The 18,185-nt window shown below is 31.3% G+C and carries 13 protein-coding genes; 5 read left to right on the top strand and 8 right to left on the bottom strand.

Features of this window, described 5'->3' with window-relative positions:
- Positions 1–94: 94 nt before the first annotated feature.
- From H6553_01085 to H6553_01065, 5 genes are all read right to left on the bottom strand, one after another.
- The gene (locus H6553_01085) at positions 95–613 is read right to left on the bottom strand and encodes a hypothetical protein (protein MCB9032411.1); all 519 of its coding nucleotides are present in this window, start codon (positions 611–613) and stop codon (positions 95–97) included.
- Positions 614–625: 12 nt separating this feature from the next.
- Positions 626–1,306, bottom strand: coding sequence for a DUF5011 domain-containing protein (locus H6553_01080; protein ID MCB9032410.1), 681 nt, complete (start codon positions 1,304–1,306; stop codon positions 626–628).
- Positions 1,307–1,324: 18 nt separating this feature from the next.
- Positions 1,325–2,752, bottom strand: coding sequence for a SusD/RagB family nutrient-binding outer membrane lipoprotein (locus H6553_01075; protein ID MCB9032409.1), 1,428 nt, complete (start codon positions 2,750–2,752; stop codon positions 1,325–1,327).
- Positions 2,753–2,813: 61 nt separating this feature from the next.
- On the bottom strand, positions 2,814–6,002 hold the full coding sequence (locus H6553_01070; GenBank protein MCB9032408.1) for a SusC/RagA family TonB-linked outer membrane protein: 3,189 nt from the start codon (positions 6,000–6,002) through the stop codon (positions 2,814–2,816).
- 176 nt (positions 6,003–6,178) lie between these two features.
- Positions 6,179–7,303, bottom strand: a complete 1,125-nt coding sequence (locus H6553_01065; protein MCB9032407.1) for a CofH family radical SAM protein — start codon at positions 7,301–7,303, stop codon at positions 6,179–6,181.
- A 435-nt stretch (positions 7,304–7,738) separates the two neighbouring features.
- On the opposite strand from H6553_01065, the gene H6553_01060 reads away from it, so the two are divergent.
- From H6553_01060 to H6553_01050, 3 genes are read left to right on the top strand one after another with little or no spacing between them, the layout of a single operon-like run.
- Positions 7,739–8,974, top strand: coding sequence for an insulinase family protein (locus H6553_01060; protein ID MCB9032406.1), 1,236 nt, complete (start codon positions 7,739–7,741; stop codon positions 8,972–8,974).
- Positions 8,975–8,977: 3 nt separating this feature from the next.
- On the top strand, positions 8,978–10,240 hold the full coding sequence (locus tag H6553_01055) for an insulinase family protein (protein ID MCB9032405.1): 1,263 nt from the start codon (positions 8,978–8,980) through the stop codon (positions 10,238–10,240).
- Positions 10,221–12,023 (top strand): gliding motility-associated C-terminal domain-containing protein, encoded by a 1,803-nt coding sequence (locus H6553_01050; protein ID MCB9032404.1) that lies wholly within the window; start codon positions 10,221–10,223, stop codon positions 12,021–12,023. The genes H6553_01055 and H6553_01050 overlap by 20 nt, the downstream gene beginning before the upstream one ends.
- Here the strand turns inward: H6553_01050 and H6553_01045 are convergent, their stop codons facing one another.
- Entirely contained in the window at positions 12,024–13,196 is a 1,173-nt protein-coding gene (locus tag H6553_01045) for a hypothetical protein (protein MCB9032403.1), read from the bottom strand.
- A gap of 216 nt (positions 13,197–13,412) precedes the next feature.
- Between H6553_01045 and bshA the strand changes: the two genes are divergently transcribed.
- Complete coding sequence (gene bshA / locus H6553_01040; protein MCB9032402.1) at positions 13,413–14,552, top strand: N-acetyl-alpha-D-glucosaminyl L-malate synthase BshA; 1,140 nt, start codon at positions 13,413–13,415, stop codon at positions 14,550–14,552.
- A 411-nt stretch (positions 14,553–14,963) separates the two neighbouring features.
- Here the strand turns inward: bshA and H6553_01035 are convergent, their stop codons facing one another.
- The gene (locus tag H6553_01035; GenBank protein ID MCB9032401.1) at positions 14,964–16,985 is read right to left on the bottom strand and encodes an ATP-dependent zinc metalloprotease FtsH; all 2,022 of its coding nucleotides are present in this window, start codon (positions 16,983–16,985) and stop codon (positions 14,964–14,966) included.
- 18 nt (positions 16,986–17,003) lie between these two features.
- On the bottom strand, positions 17,004–17,387 hold the full coding sequence (gene rsfS, locus H6553_01030; protein ID MCB9032400.1) for a ribosome silencing factor: 384 nt from the start codon (positions 17,385–17,387) through the stop codon (positions 17,004–17,006).
- A gap of 33 nt (positions 17,388–17,420) precedes the next feature.
- Here rsfS and H6553_01025 point away from each other — a divergent pair, with 33 nt between their 5' ends.
- On the top strand, positions 17,421–18,185 hold the full coding sequence (locus H6553_01025; protein ID MCB9032399.1) for a biotin--[acetyl-CoA-carboxylase] ligase: 765 nt from the start codon (positions 17,421–17,423) through the stop codon (positions 18,183–18,185).

Below are 18,185 nucleotides of genomic sequence, written 5' to 3'. Positions count from 1 at the left end.
TTAAAAAGTAGAAATTAAATGAATGTTAAGTAAAATAAAAAACCCACTACATCTCGTAGTGGGTTTTTGTATTAAGTTAATTGATAAGGTTATATCAATGATCGTCTTCTGGCCAACCAGTTCTTTTGTAACCGGTAATTCTACACTCATATCCTGGAAAATCTTCAAACTCAATATCCATAACGATACTATCTGTAATATGTCCACTAGGTGCAACTGCTACAGATTTTAATACTTTACCATTACTAATAGGTGTAGCAATTTCATAATCCTCAACTATGCTTATAGCATTAGAGTTTGAAAATGTCAAATTAGAAATATCACAATTTACCTTAGACTGAAAATCCCATAAATCATGGTCAATTATCCATAACGAATCTTTATCATTACTCGCAGTATTTGAAGTAATTAACTCACCCCAAATATCACCATAACCGAAATCCGCATATAAATCTCTATACTCACCATTATCTAAGTATAGTAACTTAACCCACCAAGAACCAGACATTTCTACAGTATTTGAAACTACAGGTTCATAGTCTTTCTTACAAGAAACAAATGAAACGAGAGAGGCAAATAGTAATATTGAAAATTTTAAAAATATTTTTTTCATAACAAACTTTTTTTATAATTTTTTAAATGTTCTAACTAAATAAGAAAAATTAGCTCCATTAACATACCACTCATATGCAACTTGACCTACTGTAGCGGAAGAATTAAACAATATTCTTGTACTAGATGGGTCATCAGCATCTGTACAATAAAAAGGAGCTAATACTCCTGACTGTTGCAGAGGCACTATTACGATCCCTGGTTCTACACAATATACATCAAAATTAACATTAAAAGGTGCATTATTAGGTACTCCTCCAGGATTATTACAATGATATAAATATGGATTATCACCGTCTTTAGTCCAAATAGTTACTGGAGTATTAGATCCTCTTTGGTAACTTCCAGAGTAATCTTCATCAGCTGCCAATGTATCAACAACTAGAACTTGTCTACTTGTTGTAACAGAAAACCCATCCTCATTAAACGCCTCATAATCAAGTGTATAAATATCTGGAACATTATAATCTACAGTTCCAGTAGTGGTATAGTCAATTTCTTGACCTGCCGCAGTTGCTACCGCTCCTGCATCTACATATATTTCTCCTACTGTTTGAATAATGAAAGCATCTCCATTTATTGTTAACTCTGGAAGAAATGTTTCTTTAGAATCTATATAATCTTTCTTACAGCCAACTGTAAAAAAAATAGAAGCGATTATAAAGAACGATAAAAATTTTAACTTATTTCTCATATTATTTACTTTTAAAAATTAATTATCCCAAAAAACTTTAGCTGTAACAGTAGTAGTTGGAGTATTTGGATTATATGATGACTCGCTTGAACCATACAACATTTTTGAAGGAAAAACATTAGATGGAAGTGAAGTTGAAGATGGATCATAAAATATTCCTCCAACACCTCTAAAAATTATATTATTAGTAGATTCGATATCAAACCTTCTAGTCTCAATCCAACCTTCAGTAGGCTGCAAACCATTCATAGAAATCCATTTTTGAATTGCAAGTGTCTTAATTTTGTTAGTAGTATAATCTAAACTACTGATATATGCACTTGCTGATGATGAAAGACCAAAATAATCAAATGAAGCTGTAACTGCCTCTTCAAATAAAACATCATCCCCACTCACTGCACTTCTTAATAAGATTTCAGCTTGAATAAACTTACTTTCCCATGGACTAATTAGCCAAACTGGCAGGTCATTGGAATAAATATAATCACTGCTAGGTTGTGCAAATGAATTATTTGCTTGTCCTAATACACCTACTGGAGCAGGAATATTCGCTTCACCTTGCGGAATTCCAATATATCCACTAGTACCAGCATCATATATTGTTGCTATCCGAGGATCTGATAAAGAATCAAGAACATTTATACTTGTTTTGCTCGCTCTCATATACATTTTTGTTGCAGATCTAGACTCATAACTCAGCCATGTTGGATTTGAATTACCTAATGTTGAACCATTAAAATATATTGAAGCTGAATTGTTTTGGTCTATAAACGAAACTCCTGACTGTAGCAATGTCAATGCTTCAGCCAATTTAGTATTATCTACTAGTGACTGTCTTAAAAGTATTTTCAATTTAAGTGTATTAGCAAATATAATCCAATTATCTAAATCACCTCCATATACCAAATCTTCACTACTAGGTTTAGCATAGCTATTATCATTAGATGATAAATCAGTTATAGCGTCATCTAATATGGGAATAAGTGCATCATAAACATCTTTATCAGAATCAAATTTTGGAGTTAAAATACCACCATCTTCAATTGCCCCTTTAAGTGCTTCTGAAAAAGGTATATCTCCGTGAATATCAACTAATCTTTGATAGGTAAATGCCATTAATACTTTTGATATACCACTATAGTAAGGATTTCCCGACTTAATTATTTGAGATAAATCTAGCAAACTTCTAGAGTATGTATTTCTCCATGATCTATTAACTTCTCCACCAGTCATAGTAAAATTCTCTAATGGAGTTGTAGAAATAGTTGTACCTGAAGTCCAATATTGAGCCCACATAGATGTCACAAAATGATATTCATCACCAAAAGCAACTCCTAATGCAACTTGTGCTGTAGGTAGAAGTAACTCAGGAGTAGCTGAACTTGGATTGTTTGGATCTGTATTAATATCTAAAACTTTCTGACATCCTACTCCAAATATTGACAAAATAAATATTGACAATAGCATTGTTTTTCTAAAACATATTTTCATCTTATTACTTTTAAATTTAAAAATCAATTTTCACATTAAACCCATAACTTCTCGCAGGAGGTGTTGTTGCAACTTCATATCCTTGAACATTTCCTGCTCCACCATATGAATTGGCCTCAGGATCTGCAAATAAATTATCTTCAGCGAACCAAAATTTCAAATTTCTTCCCACAACTGAAAATGTAACCCCAGACAAAGGAACATTCTTAAATAATTTTGATGGTAAAGAGTAAGATATACTGGCTTCTCTTAATTTAATATAGGACGCATCTATTATATAATTAATATCGGCTGACTTTGAACCAAATAATTGATATGGATCCACAACAGCAACAGTATTTTCTGAATATGTGCCATCTCCATTATCTACTACAGAATTAGGAACTAAGTACGGTTCTCTATTATTTTGCAATGTTGTAACAGATGTGCCATTAAATTCAGCCAATTCTCTTGTACCTGACCAAAAATAACCTCCTTTACTCATATCAAATTGAACATCAATAGATAACCCTTTCCAAGATAAAGTTGAGCCAAAACCCATTAAATACTTAGGTTGTGTAGTAAAATCAGTTTCCACTGTAGAAGCACTAGTCAAAGGAATACCATCTGAACCAACAATAATTCTACCTATAGAATCATACAAGTAATCTTTAACCTTCCAAACACCAAATGGTTTTCCTTCTATAGCATTAGTATTGGCTACAGTAGAACCACCAATTGTAAGCTCACTCGTTTCATCAGAAACTTTTTCAACTAAATTATTATTTTTGGAAAACGCAAGTCTTAAATCCCAAGTTACATTCTTAATATTTCTTATCGGAGTAGCAAATACAGTTAATTCGTGTCCTTTGTTTGATACCTTTCCTACATTTTTAGTTAACACCGTATACCCAGAGGATCCTGGCAGTGAAACATCAACAATAAGATTTTTAGATTTTTCTTGATAGTATGTATATGAAGTTCTTACTCTATCATCAAAAAAAGAAACATCAGCTCCAACTTCCCATTTAAATGTCAATTCTGGCTTTAAATCTGGATTTCCAATTCTATTACCTGCAGTATAACCACTAATTGTTGAACCATCTTGAGCAATTACAGGAAAAAGCGTTTGATATTCCGTAACTGAATAATCATCAAATGCTGGATTTGATACATAAACAGATGCTAACCTATATGTTGGAGCATCTTTTCCTGAAGTTCCTGCATTTCCTCTAATTTTAATGTAATTTACCCATTTATTTTTAAACAACTCTGTAGGAACAAAAGAAACGCCCCCTGCTTGGTAGAAATAATTGTTATTACCAAGAGGTAAAGTAGAAGACCAATCATTTCTAGCAGAGTACTCTAAAAATAGCATATTTTTAAATCCAAAATTCATATTAGCAAATAATCCTAATAGTCTCTTTTTACTTAAACTATTTGTAGCCAGAGGAGTTTGACTTGAGTTACTTAAACTATAAAAGTTAGGAACAACAAGTCCTCCTTGAGTAAATCCAGCAACAGCTTTTGAAGACTGTTCAAAATAAGATAAACCGCCAATTAATGATATATTAAAGTCTTTAGCAAAGTTTTTATTATAAGTAGCCATTAAATCTGCAGATAAGTCATTCTTAGTATATGCATATGCATTATAGGATCCTATACTGCTACTTCTTTCTCCACCTAAATTATCTGGATTAAAGTTATCTAAAGTATAATCATATTTTGGTTGTTTCTCCTCAATATTTTGAATAATAATATTATCCCCAAAACGAGCAGTTAAAGTTAAATCCTCAATTGGCTTATAATTCAATTCAAAATTACCAATTATGTTATGAACATAATTTTCATTGAAAGTATTTGCTAATATAAAATATGGATTAGGCGTATATGATCCATAGTAACCAGCAAGGTCTTGATAAGGGCTATTGTAGTCTCTTAGTTCATGAAAAGGGATATTCACTGGAGTTTGAATTGCTGCCATATAAGGATTTGCAAACTCTCTACCGCTTACTTTAGAATCTTGCTTAATATTTACATATTTAACTCCAAAGCTTGTTGAAAATTTATCAGAAAGATCTGCACTTGCATTAAATGTGACATTATGTCTTTTATAATATGAATATGGTAATATTCCCGTATTATTTAAATTCCCATAAGATAAATAATAAGTAAATTTATCATTATTTCCTTGAATTGAAACATTATTATCTAAAGTAATTCCTGTATTAAAAAATGATTCTAAATGATTATCTATTGCTGAATATGGTCTTATTAATTGAGAAACACCATTTTCAGTCTGTATTGGAGATGTCCATGGTCTTATAATTCCATCAAAAGCAGGTCCCCAAGAAAAGTTCTCTCCATTTACAATTCCACTAGGGTAATATCCTTCACCATATTGATTTTGTCTTTCTAAAACATTATAAACCTTATCAAAAGTCATCCCACTCTTGATAGATACTTTAAAATTGTCATCTTTCATTTTACCAGATTTGGTAGTAATTAAGATAACACCATTTGCACCTCTTGTACCATATAAGGCCACAGCTGCTGGACCACTTAAAATTTGAGTAGACTCAATATCTTCTGGATTTAAATCCATACCTCTATTACCGTAATCTTTCACATCGTTAACAAAGTTATCAGATACCTGATTTGAGTTATTGATTGGTACCCCATCGACAACAATTAATGCATTATTATCTCCAGTTAAAGATTTCTCTCCTCTAATAACTATACGAGTAGACGAACCTATTTGTCCAGAGGTGGAGTTAATTTTAACCCCAGCAACCTTTCCTTGTAAAGCACTTAATGCATTACTAGATGTTTTATTTAAATCATCTCCTGAAATAGTTTGTGTTGCAAAAGAGGTACTTCTTTTTTCTCTTTTGATTTGCATACCTGTAATAACTACTTCGTCCATTAATTGTGCGTCTTCACCCATAGCTGCATTTATAACTAAAGATGTAATTGGCTTCTCAATGGTTGTAAAGCCAACATAAGAAAAAACTAAAGCCGTAATGTCTTTAGCTAATTCTAAGGTGTAATTTCCGTCAATGTCAGTTACAGTACCTACATCGGTACCTTTTCCTGTAACATTTACTCCGATTAGTGCCTCGCCTGTTGCAGCGTCTGTAACAGTACCACTAATTGTCCTTGTTTGTGCAAATACTTGAACCGAGAGTATCAATCCAAGTAGCCAAAAAACTAATTTTTTCTTCATAAAACTGTTCAGTTTGTTAAAAATATTTAATAATCTATACTTTGTCAACTGCAATATTAAGACAATATTTTATAAAACAAAAGTATTTATTGGATTTTTTTAGTTAAAAGTAAATTTTGAGTGAAAAAATTGAAAACATTTGTTGTACTAAATGTTGTTAATTTTGTTAAGAATGCTTAATAATCAATCACTTGTTCTTGTATATTAGTTGGTAGCTCTCTAAAATCGTATTCTTGATTTCTTAGCTGTGCTTGGAATCCTGCTTTTTTTATAGCATTTTGAATGGTCTTAAAAGTATAACGATGTGGTGCACCTGCAACAGATACTACATTTTCTTCTATCATAATGGAACCAAAGTCGTTAGCTCCTGCATATAATGCCATTTGTGCTACTTGTTCTCCAACTGTTAACCACGATGCTTGTATGTTTTTTATGTTTGGCAACATCATTCTACTTATTGCTACCATTCTAATATATTCATCGCCTGTTACTGTATTAGAAATATTACGCATTCTTTTTAATAATGTGCCTTCGTCTTGAAATGGCCAAGCAATAAATGCATTGAATCCTTTTGCTGATGAAGGTTTCTTAGCTTGTGTTTCTCTTATCCAAACTAAGTGTTGCATTCTTTCTTCTATGGTTTCTATATGTCCAAACATCATCGTTGCAGAAGTAGTAATATGTAACTGATGTGCTACTTCCATTATTTGCAACCACTCTTGTCCTGTACATTTGCCTTTGGCTAATAATCTTCGTACTCTGTCGTTTAAAATTTCTGCACCAGCACCTGGCAATGAATCTAATCCTGCAGCTTTTAATACACTTAAAACTTCATGGTGTGATTTATTACTGAGCTTACAAATGTGTGCAATTTCTGGCGGACCTAATGCATGTAATCGTATATTTGGATATAATATTTTAAGTTGTTTAAATAAATCGACATAAAAATCTAAACCTAAATCTGGATGATGACCTCCTTGTAATAATAATTGATCACCGCCATATTTAATGGTTTCGTCTATTTTTCTTTTATAAGTTTCAATATCTGTGATGTAAGCATGCACATCACCTGGTTTTCTATAAAAATTACAGAATTTACAATTGGCAACACAAACATTGGTAGTATTCAAGTTTCTATCTATCTGCCAAGTAACAATATTGTCTGGTTTCTGAATTAATCGAAGTTGATGACCTATTTCCATTAATTCTGCTGTTGCTGCATGATGATATAAAAAGACACCTTCTTCTATTGTAAGATTTTCGAAGTTTAATGCTTTTTGATATATCGTTGATAAATTCATGATAGTGCAAAGCTACGCTCAATTATAGAAAAATTCAAAAATTATTTTATATCTAGAATACTTGTGAATAAGAACATGTCGGATGTTTCCTTCCGACAGCACGAAAAAAATTAATACAAAATATGTATTATAAATTGATTCGGATGTTTCAGATATAAAATCTACACCATAATTTATACTTTGTTCATTTTGTCTTGACACAAAACGAACCAAAAAGTCAAGACTGCAATAAATTCTTAACATTCGAACTACTTAAAAAAGCTAAAAATCTTGAAACTCGCTTCGCTCAAACAACAAGATTTTCTTAACGCTTTTTTATTTGTTCTCACTAAATTTATTGTAGGTCGTTCGTAATATAATCTATAAAAATTCAAAATTTAAACATCATTAATATTGTTTTGTTTTAAATGGTTTATAAAATCTTAATTTTGCAACATGATTCAGTACACAAAACAAGTGCTTTCAAACGGACTTAAAGTTATTCATCATCATGATACGACTACACCTTTTACTATGGTCAATATTTTATATAATGTTGGTGCTAAACATGAAGATGCACACTTAACTGGTTTTACTCATTTGTTTGAACATTTAATGTTTGGTGGAACAAAATCTTTTCCAAATTTTGATCATCCAATACAACAAGCTGGAGGCAGTAATAATGCATTTACCAATAATGACTATACTAATTACTATGACTTTCTGCCTAAGCAAAATGTTGAAATTGGTTTGTGTTTAGAAGCTGACAGAATGCATCAGTTAGATATTAACGAACGCAGTTTATCTGTACAGCAAAAAGTAGTGATTGAAGAGTTTAAAGAAAATTATCTCAATCAACCGTATGGTAATGCTTGGCATTTGTTAAGACCAATGGTTTATGAAAAGCACAGTTATAGTTGGCCAACTATTGGTAAAAATATTGAACAAATTGAAAACGCAAAACTGAGCGATGTACAACAGTTTTATAAAGACTTTTATCAACCGAACAATGCTATTTTAGTTGTTGGTGGAAATATTGAAGCTACTAATGCGTTTGACTTAGCAGAAAAATGGTTTGGTAATATATCTTTAAATAATATAAGAAAGGTAACGATACAGCATGAAGCAGAACAAACCGAAGCTAGAACTCTAACAGTACACGATGCTGTTCCTTTAAATGCTATTTACTTGGCTTTTAGAATGCCTAAAAGAAAAAATAAGTTATACTATGTTGCAGATATTATTACAGATATTTTATCGACTGGAAGTGCTTCGAGATTGGTACAACAACTGGTAAAGATTGAAAAAGCATTTGTAAGCATTGATGCCTACATTAGTGGAAGTATTGATGAAGGTATGTTTGTTATTCAAGGAAAAGTAGCGAATGATTATGACATAAATAAAGCATACGATTTAATTTGGAAAGAAATAGAAAAGTTACAAGCACATATCATTGAATCTGATGAGTTAAATAAAATAAAAAATAAATTATTAACACATATAAGTTTTTCTGATTATAGTTTAATGAACAGAGTGATTAGTTTGGCTTTTTCTGAATTAATTGATGATATTGATTTGGTAAATAAAGAAACCGAAATCTATTATAACATTACACCAGAAGATATTCAAAACTATGCTACACAATTTTTAACCAAAGCCAAAAGCAATACGCTGTATTATTTAAAAAAATAAAATATGACAATACTACCTACAATACATCCAATTAAAGATATTGTTTTTCCAACACCAAATACTTTTAAATTAAGCAATGGTGTTCCTGTTTTTGTTTTTGGTGGACTACAAAATGAAATCATTAAGATACACTTACAGTTTGATAGTGGTAGATGGCAAGAAAAAACACCTTTAATTGCTGATGCTGTTGCTGCTTTATTTAAAAGTGGAACAGCTAATCAAACATCTTATGAAATAAATAATAGTATAGATGCACTTGGTGTAAGCATGTCTGCTCATGCTGGATACAATACATTTAATATAAATATAAGTTGTTTATGTATTTATGTAGAACAAGCATTGAATCTCTTAGTTACTTGTTTGAATGATATTATTTTTCCTGAAGATGAAATTGACTTATTCCAAAAAAATGCTTTGGCAAGACTTTCTGTTAAGCTTGAAAAAACTGATTTTGTAGCGCAGCAATCGTTTAACGAAGATTTATATGGCAATAAACATCCTTATGGTTACAGTACAACTGCAACTATTATTGAAGCAGTAAATCAAGCAGAATTATTGTCGTATTATCAAGAGCAATTGCATCCTAAACAATTAAAAATTTTTATAGGCGGAAATGTTTCAGACAATACCTTACAATTGCTAGAACAATATTTAGGTAATTGGCAAAAAAATATTCCTGTTACTCCTCAAAATACTTATACTATAAATAGTAGTACGCAATTAAAACACCACATTCATAAAGACAGTAGTGTACAAAGTTCTGTAATTATTGGCAAACATTTGTTTAACAAACAAAATGATGATTATAGCAAATTTGTTTTGCTCAATACTATTTTTGGTGGCTATTTTGGTTCGAGATTGATGAATAATATTAGAGAAGACAAAGGATTAACTTATGGTATTTACTCGATGTTGCAACCTTACAAGTTTGATGGTGTTTGGGCAATTCACACAGACACTAATAAAGAGAACATTAAATTGTGTATTGATGAAATTTATAAAGAATTAAATCGTTTAACACAAGAGAAGATTAGCAATGAAGAAATAGATATGGCTAGAAATTATTTGTTAGGACGATATTTAAAACAAACCGATGGTGCTTTTAATAGTATGGGAACTTATACCAGCTATACTGTAGAAGGTGTTGACATTGATAAATTTTCTTACTTTGTTAACAGTATTGAAGCAACAAATGCAGAAGAGTTGTTGTCTATTGCACAGAAATATTTAACTTTAAACAACTTATATGAAGTGGTGGTTGGATAAACATATTCGTCTATTAATAATTACTATGCTGTTTTCATTAAACAGTTTAGCTCAAGGTATTTTTGAGCCACCAACACTGCGTTGTGTAAGAAATAGCAATAGTGATGTGGTCTTGTCTTGGTTAATTCCTACAAACCGACCATGCTTTCAACAATACGAAATATATTATAGTATCAATAATAGAAATGGAAGTTATAGTTTACTAACTACAGTTACTAATGAATTTCAATCTACTACCACTATTCCAAATCCAGGAAGTGCTATAGACGATGTATATTTTTATATTATTCAAAGAGGTAGTTGTGCTAATCCAAATCCACCAACACCAAGTATTTCTGATACTTTAGATGATATAAAACCACAACCTGCAATTGTATTAAAAGACATTACTGTTGTTTCCGGACAGATGCAAGTGAACTGGTATGGATCTACAAATCCCGAAGTTGTTGGCTATTTAGTATTTAATAGTTTAGATAATTATACAACGCCAGACACAATTTTTGGAAGAACAAATACTTCTTTTACAGATGCATTGATAGATGTAAATACAGATGTGGTAAGTTATAGAATTAGAACTTTAGAATATTGCGAAGATCCATTAGGATATCAAGGTGCTTTGACCAATAAAGATCATCGTTCTTGTTTGCTAAACATTAATACGCCAGATGTTTGTACTAAAACAGTAAGTGTAAATTGGTCGCCTTATTTATACGAAAATGGTACGCCTACCAATTACGAAATTCAGGCAAAGTTTGGTAGTGCAGCTTATGCTACAGTTGGTACAGTTGATAATACTGCCACAAGTTATATTATACAAAACATTCCAGCTCAGACCACTGTATGTGCTAGAGTAAAGGTTAATTTGCCCAATGGTTTTACTGCTTATTCTAATGAACAATGTATTAATTCTGATGTAATAGAAAGCTACGAAGACGATTATATTCGTGCTATAACTATCAATGCAGATAATCATATTGTCATTCAATATATGAAAGACACTTCTGCAACGCCTCCTAAAAAGTTTATACTACAAAGAAGTCCAGATGGCACTACCTTTACTCCAGTTGTAATTACTCCATTTTTTCAAGATAGTACACAAATTGTTTTTGTTGATGGTGCTGCCAATCCGAGTAATAATTCATTTTATTATAGAGTAGTAACTACAGATAATTGTGGTGCAGAACATTATTCTCAAGCTGCCAATACTATTCATCTTACAGTAGAAGAAGACAAAGGCAATACTGGTAATATTGAATGGAACGATTTCTATACCGATAGTGCTCAAATCATTAACTATAGTGTATATACTTATCAAGATAGTATGTTGAGTTTTTTTGGAAGTTATGGCAATAATGTAGAACAAGCTGTTTACGAAGATTTATTTGATTATACTGCAGACAGTATTACTGAAATTTGTTTTATGATTATTGCAGAATACTATAATTTGAATGATGCAACACCAAGACAATTGCTGCGAAATTCGTCGAATATAGTTTGTTTAAAGCCAACACCAAAAATATTTATGCCAAATGCAATTGCTCCACAAGGTGTAAACAAAAGCATTAAACCATTTTTGTATTTAGCAAGTGATACTGGTTATTCATTTAAAATTTTTAATAGATGGCATCAAATGGTGTTTAGTACAAATAATCGTGATGAAGCTTGGTATGGCGACTACAAAGGTGAAGTAGCTCCAATGGATGCATATATCTATTTTATAGAATACCAAGGTGTAGACGGACAGCAATACACTGCAACTGGAACACTACATTTGATTAGGTAGTTACGGCATGATATATTGTCCTGCTATATCTGTTGGTGTATTTAAAACATTAGTTCTGTTAAATGTATTTCCATCAAAAGAGACTTTATAGTACGACCAACCATTGGTACCTGCTCTAAAGTCAGGTACATAGTAATCAGTAGAAATAAGTTGAGCTCCAGATGTAAATGCAGCATTCATATTAGTATAATCTTCTGTTCTAGCTTCATCAGTTCCTGCATCTGCTCTTGTTCTAACTATATATCCTTGATTAACTAATCGTTGTATATCATCATAACTATCTTGACTTCCATCTTTTATTATAAATGCTGCATTCGGACTATCTTCATTGACATACATAAACATTTTTCTGTTTTCTAAATTCGGATGATTTGTTAAATATGCATCATTATGATATGCTATAATTATTATTTTGCCTCGCATTGCTTTTACTGTTGGCCAACCTTCTGTCTCTAATGCTGTTTTTATATTAGGATAGCTTTTTCTTAAATCATCTGGTGTAAATAACAAGTTAGTTCTATCAAAAACACCATTAATTTCTTCATCTACTTTGTTCATTGCAGATTCATCAAATGGTAGTGCTTTTGCAAAAAATGGCAATACATTTCCAATAGAAAAATCTTTCAACTCAACCATAATAAAAATGGGTAAATGTGATGGATGTTGTATGCTCCAGTTTCTAATACCAGCCAAAGCATCTACAAAAGTATAGTAATGTGTATTGTAATCCATATCTGGAATATGAATAATTTTCATGCCTGGCTTTTTAAGTGCGTCGATACCAGAAGCTACTGGCAAACCAACAAGTGCATTGCCTGCTCTATTGTAAAACTTTCCTCCACTTGGATCATTGTAAATATCTAACTCGAAAGTTCTTAAACCTAAATCTAATTGTTCTGTAATTGGTAAGTGCGTATAATCCCATTCATCTGGATTTAAACCTAATGGACTCAAAATTGGTTTTAGTTTTTGTGCAAAATCAAAAAGTTTATCCGTAGTTCTAAGTCTATAACTATTATGACTGCCAATATATTGTATTTGATTAATTGGCAACGCTTCAAATCGTGCATCAGAGTTTACTGCCGTAGTTGCTACTCTTTTATTATCTTCTTCTTTACATGCATTGATTATGAGTAAACAACTCAATGCAAAAAGTATATGTATACTTTTCATACCCACCTTTTGTTAACTAAATATAGGTATAGTTTTTGATAAATGTAAATAAATTGTAAAGTTTATTTCTCTATAAAATAAATTTCTACAGCTAGAACTAAAGTCCTATATCCTTAATACTTTTAGATAGCTATTTGTATAGCGTTCTAACAACAAATGAACTTAGATTCCAGTATTTTGTTTTAATAAGGAGTAAATTAAAATTATCTTCGCACTATGAATATCGGAATTGCGTGTTATCCAACTTATGGCGGAAGTGGTGTGGTGGCTACTGAACTTGGTAAAGCATTAGCTAATAATGGTCATCAAGTACACTTTGTTACTTACAAAGAACCAGCTCGACTCATGGAAACTTTTAACGAAAACATTTACTATCATGAAGTGCGATTAAGAGATTATCCTTTGTTTGATTTTGCACCTTACGAAACTGCTTTGGCTAGTAAATTAGTCGATGTAGCACTCAATGCCAACCTAGATATTTTTCATGTGCATTATGCTATTCCACATGCATCTGCTGCGTATATGGCACGACAAATTTTGCTGACTAAAGGCAAAAGCGTTCCTGTAATTACTACGCTTCATGGAACTGATATAACACTTGTAGGAAAAGATCCAACTTACGAACCAGTTGTAACTTATTCTATCAATAAATCGTGTGGTGTTACAGCTGTTTCTGAAAGTTTAAAACAAGATACACTATCGCTTTTTGAGATTGAAAAAGATATTAAAGTCATTCCAAATTTTATTGATTTTTCTCGATTTAAGAAAACCAATAAAGAGCATTTTAAAAAAGCGATTGCTCCAAACGGTGAAAAAATTGTAGTGCATACTTCTAACTTTAGAAAAGTAAAAAGAGTAGATGATGTTGTAAAAGTGTATTGTAAAATCGTAGAACAAATTCCAGCTAAATTATTATTAATTGGTGATGGACCAGAACGACAAAACATAGAGCTTTTAGTACGACAAAATTGTAATATTAACGATGTACGATTTTTAGGCAAGCAAGATGCAGTAGAAGAATTGTTAGCAGTTGCCGATTTGTTTTTAATGCCATCTGCAAGTGAAAGCTTTGGTTTGGCTGCACTAGAAGCTATGGCTTGCGAAGTGCCAGTTGTGTCATCAAATGCTGGTGGAATTGCTGAAGTTAATATAGATGGAAAAACTGGTTTTGTTTGTGATATTGGTGATGTAGATGCAATGGCACAAAAGTCGATAGAGTTATTAAGCAATGATGAGCTACTACAACAGTTTAGAAAGAATGCCTATCAACAAGCTAAAAAATTTAGCATAGAAAAAATAGTACCTATGTACGAAGATTGCTATCAATCTGTTTTACTAGAAGGAAATTGTAGTTAGAACAAACTAAATTATAGCTAAAAATTCTATATAATTAACTCATACTAATCATTATTACAAAATTTTTGAGATACGAAAAAATTGAAGTTATCTCAAAACTATAAACCACAAAAAAGATAGATTACTTCGCTACTTTCATTCGCTCGTAAAGACGCGTCTTTTTATTAATTACTATATTATTAATACTAAAGTTATTTATGTTTAAGCATTAATAATTTGTCACGATATAAAAAACTATCACCGAAGTATAATAAAGGAGTTCATAGATTCCTTCTTTCGAAGGAATGACGCTTTATGTTGATTTAGCTATAAAATACGAACCAAACAATATTCTTGAATAAATAAAAAATGGTCGGTAAAAAAACCGACCATTATAATTTAGATGTTTTGCTTCGCTAAAGATGACCAATACTACACTTTATTTTCTTCTTGTGTAATGTTTTCTATTTGTTGTTCTACTTTCTTTTCTTCTGCTATTAATTCTTTCTCTGTAGTTGGAATTATATCTTCTTCTTCAAAAGGTCGCTTGCCAATTAAATTTTCTAGGTCTGCTTTAAATAATATTTCTTTTTCTAATAATCTTCTTGCTAATAAATCTAATTCTGTTCTTTTTTCTGTAAGTAGTTTTTTAGTTCTTTCGTACATTTCATTAATCATCTTACGAACTTGTTGGTCTATCTCTCTAGAAGTTTCTTCGGAATATGGCTTAGTAAATGGATTGTCGTTTTGTGGATCGTAAAAAGAAACATTGCCTATGGTATCGTTCATACCATAAACAGTTACCATAGCATAACACAATTGCGTAATGCGTTGTAAGTCGTTTTGTGCACCAGTAGATATTTTGCCAAATACAATTTCTTCGGCAGCTCGTCCACCAAGTGTCATACAAATCTCGTCGTATAGTTGCTCTGTTCTATATAAATATTGTTCTTTTGGTAAATATTGAGCATAACCTAATGCTGCAATTCCTCTTGGAATAATAGTTACTTTTAATAAAGGATGTGCGTGTTCTAAATACCAACCACAAATAGCGTGACCAGCTTCGTGAAATGCAATAATTTCTTTTTCTTGTGGTGAAATGATTTTGTTCTTCTTCTCTAATCCACCAATAGAACGATCTATAGCATTATGAAAATCGTCTAAATCGACTGCTGTTTTATTTTTTCTAGCAGCAATTAAAGCCGCTTCATTACATACATTGGCAATTTCTGCTCCAGCAAATCCTGGTGTTAAAGCTGCTAATTTATCAGCAGTAACATCGCTAGCCAAAGAAGTTAATATTTTTAAATGCACTTTAAAGATTTGCTCTCTACCTTTTTGATCTGGTTTATCAATAGAAATTTGTCTATCAAATCTTCCAGGTCTTAATAAAGCAGCATCTAATACATCTGGTCTGTTGGTTGCAGCTAAAAGAATAATGCCTTTATCGCCAGCAAAACCGTCCATTTCTACTAGTAACTGATTGAGTGTATTTTCTCTTTCGTCATTACTTTGCATCATGTTTTTGCCTCTAGCTCTACCTACTGCATCAATCTCATCGATAAAAATAATACAAGGTGCTTTTTCTCTTGCTTGTTTAAATAAATCTCTTACTCTTGATGCTCCAACACCTACAAACATCTCTACGAAATCGGAACCAGAGATAGAAAAGAATGGCACTTGAGCTTCGCCAGCAACTGCTTTTGCTAATAAAGTTTTACCAGTTCCTGGAGGACCAACAAGCAGTGCTCCTTTTGGAATCTTAGCTCCAAGTGTTGTATATTTCTTTGGATTTTTAAGAAAGTCGACAATTTCTTTAACTTCTTCTTTCGCTTCATCTAGTCCTGCAACATCATCAAAAGTGATGGTTACTTTGGTATCTTTATCGTGTAGTGCTGCTTTAGATCTTCCGATATTAAAAATTTGACCACCAGCACCAGGCATTCCACCAGTTGCTCTACGCATTAAGAAAAACCAAATTGCTACAATAATTAATAGTGGCGAATACATTAGAAAAATATCAAAGAAACTTTTTCTGTTTTCATTTTTTACTAGCACCATTTCTTCTAATGGTTTGCCTTCTTGTAGTTTGTCGAGTTTACTTTTAAATGCATCTACCGAAGTTAGCTGAAACTTATAGTGTGGTCCTAAATTAGCATTTCCAAACTTTGTATCTTTAACTTCTGCATATTGTTTTTTTGCAAGTGAATCTTCTTTAATAAAAACTTCTACTTCGTTTTGGTTAACGATAAGTATTTTTTGAACATCGTTACTTGGTAAATATTCTAAGAAAAATTGATCTTCGGTAATCTCTCCAATTTTGGTATTCATAGACAACATTTGTGTTGCTAGAAGTACTACTATTAAAATTCCAAAAATCCAATAACCATTAAAACCACCTTTTTTGTTCTTTTTATTATTGTTGTTATTATCATTTTCTGGGTTAAAATCCATTAGTTGTATATTTATTTTTTAATTATAATCTATTCTTTCTGCATCTTGCCATAGGTCTTCTAATTGATACAGTTCTCTTTTTTCTTCTATAAAAACATGTATAATTACTTCACCAAAATCAATCAAACACCATTCGCCATTTTGTTTGCCTTCTGTATGCAGTGCATTGGTTTGATATTGCGTTTTCATTTCCTGCTCTACATAGTCAATCATAGCTCTGGTTTGCGTAGTACTTGTTCCATGGCAAATGATATAGAAATCTGCAATTGCTTCTGGAATTTGTCTTAAATCTAAGCTAACAATTTCGTTGGCTTTTTTATCTTGCAAAAGTGTTACTAAAGTATTATTTAGCATTTCACTTTCTGTGATTGATGATTTGTTTTGCTTTCTTTTTATTTCCAATTACTTCTTATTAACTTTCCAAAAATAATCATTTTGGCATTATTTATTTATAAAACCAAATTTACAGGCAAAAGTTTAATTCATTTGCAACAAATTGATAGTACTAATACCTATGCAAAAGAATTACTAGCAAAAACTACTCCAAAAAATGGAACTGTAATTTTGGCAGATGAACAGTTAAATGGAAGAGGACAAGGGACTAATATTTGGAAGAGTGAAGCTAGAAAAAATATAACGGCAAGTATTATTTATTTTCCTGATAAATTATTGGCAATAAATCATTTTATGCTAAATATGAAAGTTGCTCTTGCTGTAGTGGCAACGCTTAAACAATATTTAAATAATCAACTAATTCAAATAAAATGGCCGAATGATATTTATGTTGATGAAAAAAAAATTGCTGGTATTTTAATTGAGAATACGATTAGTGGTCAATTTATTACTAAGTCTGTTATTGGAATTGGTTTAAATGTAAATCAGACTCATTTTCTTGATTTGACATTGGCTACTAGTATGCAAATAGTAGAAAAAACTAGCTTTGATTTAAACACTGTTTTGCAAACACTTTTAGTGCACATTGAAAATTGGTATATGAGTGATTATAGTAAACCTGAACTTCAAAAAAAATATGAATTTAATTTATATTTAAAAAATATTACTCATAGTTTTATGTATAAAGAATCTATAATCAATGGAAAAATTATTGGTGTAAATGAACACGGTCAGTTATTAATTGAAACAACGAATGGCATTGAAGCATTTAATCAAAGAGAGATTAGTTTTGGGTTGAGTAGATAA

The sequence above is a fragment of the Chitinophagales bacterium genome, from assembly GCA_020636535.1.
GTDB lineage: Bacteria > Bacteroidota > Bacteroidia > Chitinophagales > JADIYW01 > JADJSS01.
The sequence above is the reverse complement of the archived record's forward strand: the minus strand, read 5'-3'. Positions and strand labels throughout refer to the sequence as shown.